This is a genomic window from Corallococcus sp. 4LFB, from assembly GCF_046520365.1.
GTDB lineage: Bacteria > Myxococcota > Myxococcia > Myxococcales > Myxococcaceae > Corallococcus > Corallococcus caeni.
Genome location: NZ_JBKGHJ010000751.1, coordinates 1 through 2,833, shown reverse-complemented (window position 1 = coordinate 2,833; position 2,833 = coordinate 1). Strand labels below are relative to the sequence as shown.

The following is a 2,833-nucleotide window of genomic DNA, read 5'->3' as shown; positions in this document are numbered from 1 at the left end:
GCCGGGGCCGGGGCCGCCGCCGCGCCACCCTGCGCCGCGGGGCGGTTCGGGCCGGAGACCATCTTCAGCGTGGCCTTCTTCGTGGCGGAGCCGTCACCCGCGCACTCGTAGGCGAGCATGTCGTACTGGGCCTTGGTCTCGGAGCTGTCGCCCTTGCCCTGGCCGGCCAGCACGTCAATCACGTGCGGGTCGCAGTTGTAGTCGGAGCCGCCGCCAAAGCGGTGCTGGCCCTCGTACTCGTTCACGCGGCGCGTGAGCAAGTCGTTGTCCGCGGGGAAGCCCTCGTTGGACTGCATCACGACCTGGTAGCCCCACTTGGAGGGGTCACCCTCGCCCAGGTCCGCGTTCATGACGGTGGCGGTGATCTTGTTGCCGGAGGCGCGCACCTTGGTGGGCACCACGACGGCGCCCTTCATCGCGCCCGCCTTGTTGTTGGCCTCCGCGCGCACGCGCGAGGAGCCCTGCGGCGAGATGATGACGACCTTGTCCCACGCGTCCTCCGGCGCGAAGGAGACGTTCAGGCCCGGCGGGCTGTCCGTGAAGCCGCTGCCGACCTTGTGGTCCATGTCGATGAAGACGAAGACCTCCTGCACGGAGAAGCCGTCCGCCATCTTCCAGGGGTTCTCCAGCGACGCCTTCAGCTGGATCTGGATGTCCGTCTTGTTGCCGCCCTGGTCCAGCTTGAAGCCGGTCAGGTCGAACGAGCCCGGCTTGTACACGGGGTCCGTCGGGTAGGTGTACTTGCCCGGGCCCTTGTCGTCGCCGGTGGGGTCCTTGAAAGACACCTTGTCGGCCAGGGCCGGGGCCGCGGACAGGGAAGCGGCCAGGGTGAGCACTGCGATGCGGGGGTTGATCATGGGGGTGTTTGCTCCTTGCAACGACAGACGAAAGGACTGCGAAGAACGACCGCGGGACTAACCCTTCACGCCACCGGCGGTGAGCCCGGAGACGAGGTACTTCTGCAGGAAGAGGAAGAGGAACACGACGGGCACGGACACGATGATGGAGCCGGCCGCGAAGTAGCCCCACTGCTGGCTGAAGCCGCCCACGAAGAAGCGCAGGCCCACCGGCGCCGTGTACATGGCTTCCTGGTCCATGAACGTCGCCGCGAGGATGAACTCGTTCCACGCCGTCATGAAGCTGAACAGCGCCGTCACCGCCACCGCGGGCTTGGCCAGCGGCAGGATGATGCTCCAGAAGATGCGCCCCGGGGACGCGCCGTCCATCAGCGCCGCCTCCTCCAGGTCCTTGGGGATGGTGTCGAAGTAGCCCTTGAGCATCCACACGCTGAACGGGATGGACGTGGTGGCGTACACGATGATGAGGCCCAGCCGGCTGCTGCCCAGGCCCAGCCACTGCACCAGGATGATGTAGAGCGGAATCAGCATCAGCGTGCCCGGGAACATCTGGGACACGAGGAACGCCATCATGCCCGCGCGCTGGCCGGGGAACTTGAAGCGGCTGAAGGCATACGCCGCCGTGCACGCCATGAAGACGCCCAGCACCGTGGTGCCAATGGCCACGATGGCGCTGTTGAACATCCACTTCGCGAAGGGCTGGTCCGACATCACCGACACGAAGTTGGAGACGGAGAAGTGCTCCGGCCACGGCGTCACCGCGCGCAGCCGGTCCCAGAAGGTGGGGTTCTCCGGCAGCGTGGCGATGGCCAGGCTCTGCTTGCCGGAGAAGGCCAGGCTCACCACCCAGAGGATGGGGTAGATGGTGAAGAGGGTGAAGGCCACCAATACGGCATGCAGCGGCAGGTGCGGGATGCCTTCGCGACGTTCAGAGAAGAGCGCCATGGGGTTTACGCGGCCTCCGTGGCGCGGCTCATGCGGTTCTGCACCATGCTGTAGAGCAGCAGGATGCCGAAGATGACGGTGGAGTACGCCGCCGCGTAGCCGTGGCGGTAGCGCTCGAAGGCGAACTTGTACGCCTGGGTGACCAGGATTTCGGTGGAGCCGCCCGGGTCGCCGCCCGTCACCAGGAAGATGATGTTGAACATGTTGAAGGTCCACACCACCGACAGGATGACCGCGGGCACCAGCGCGGGCTTCAGCGCGGGCAGCGTGATGGCGGTGAACTGCTGCCACCGGTTGGCGCCGTCCACGCGCGCCGCTTCGTAGAGCTCACCCGGGATGGACTGGAGCGCGCCCAGCGACACCACCATCATGAACGGGAAGGACAGCCAGCCGTTGGTGGCCAGCGCCGTGAAGAACGACGTGAAGGGGGAGTCGAACCACGCCAGCCCTTCCCCACCGAACATCCGGATGACGTGGTTCACCACGCCGAACTGCTGGTGGAACATGCCCTTCCAGATGAGCGCGGTGATGTAGTTGGGCATGGCCCACGGCAGGATGAGCAGCACGCGGTACACCGGCCGCATCCTCAGGTTGGGCACGTTGAGCGCCAGCGCGAGCAGCAGGCCCACCGTCACGCCGATGGTGACGTTCGTCACCGTCCACACGATGGTGAAGAGCAGCGTGTAGTAGAAGTTCAGGTAGTTGAAGACCCACGAGCCGTCCGCGGCCGTCTTCGCGAAGCTGAAGTCGCCCAGGATGTCCGCGTAGTTGCGGAAGCCCACCCACAGCTCCGACAGCGGCTGGCTGCTGTTGTAGAGGTTGGCGTCCGTGAACGACAGCGTGATGCCGTAGGCGAAGGGGAAGAACACCAGCACCACCATGCCCACCATGGCGGGCAGGACGTACGCGTACGCCTGCCGGTGCTCCACCGCCGTGGCCGCCGCCCGGTGCAGCGCGCCCAGGCCGATGAACAGCAGCACCGCCAGGCCCAGCACGCCCAGCGCGCCCAGCGCCTTGCCCGCGTTGCCGCG

The 2,833-nt window shown here is 66.5% G+C and carries 3 protein-coding genes; all 3 read right to left on the bottom strand.

What is annotated here, in order from left to right; all coding sequences use genetic code 11:
- Positions 1-857: glucodextranase DOMON-like domain-containing protein (locus tag ACLEQD_RS40635; RefSeq protein WP_410391295.1), on the bottom strand; the 857-nt coding region annotated here is incomplete at its 3' end.
- A 57-nt stretch (positions 858-914) separates the two neighbouring features.
- Entirely contained in the window at positions 915-1,802 is an 888-nt protein-coding gene (locus tag ACLEQD_RS40630) for a sugar ABC transporter permease (RefSeq protein ID WP_410391294.1), read from the bottom strand.
- 5 nt (positions 1,803-1,807) lie between these two features.
- Positions 1,808-2,833 (bottom strand): carbohydrate ABC transporter permease (locus tag ACLEQD_RS40625; RefSeq protein ID WP_410391293.1); only part of this gene is annotated, 1,026 nt, incomplete at its 5' end.

What these genes read in the sequence shown, in the direction of transcription:
- ACLEQD_RS40630 (WP_410391294.1), bottom strand. Translation starts at nt 1,802, where the DNA reads ATGGCGCTCTTCTCTGAACGTCGCGAAGGCATCCCGCACCTGCCGCTG.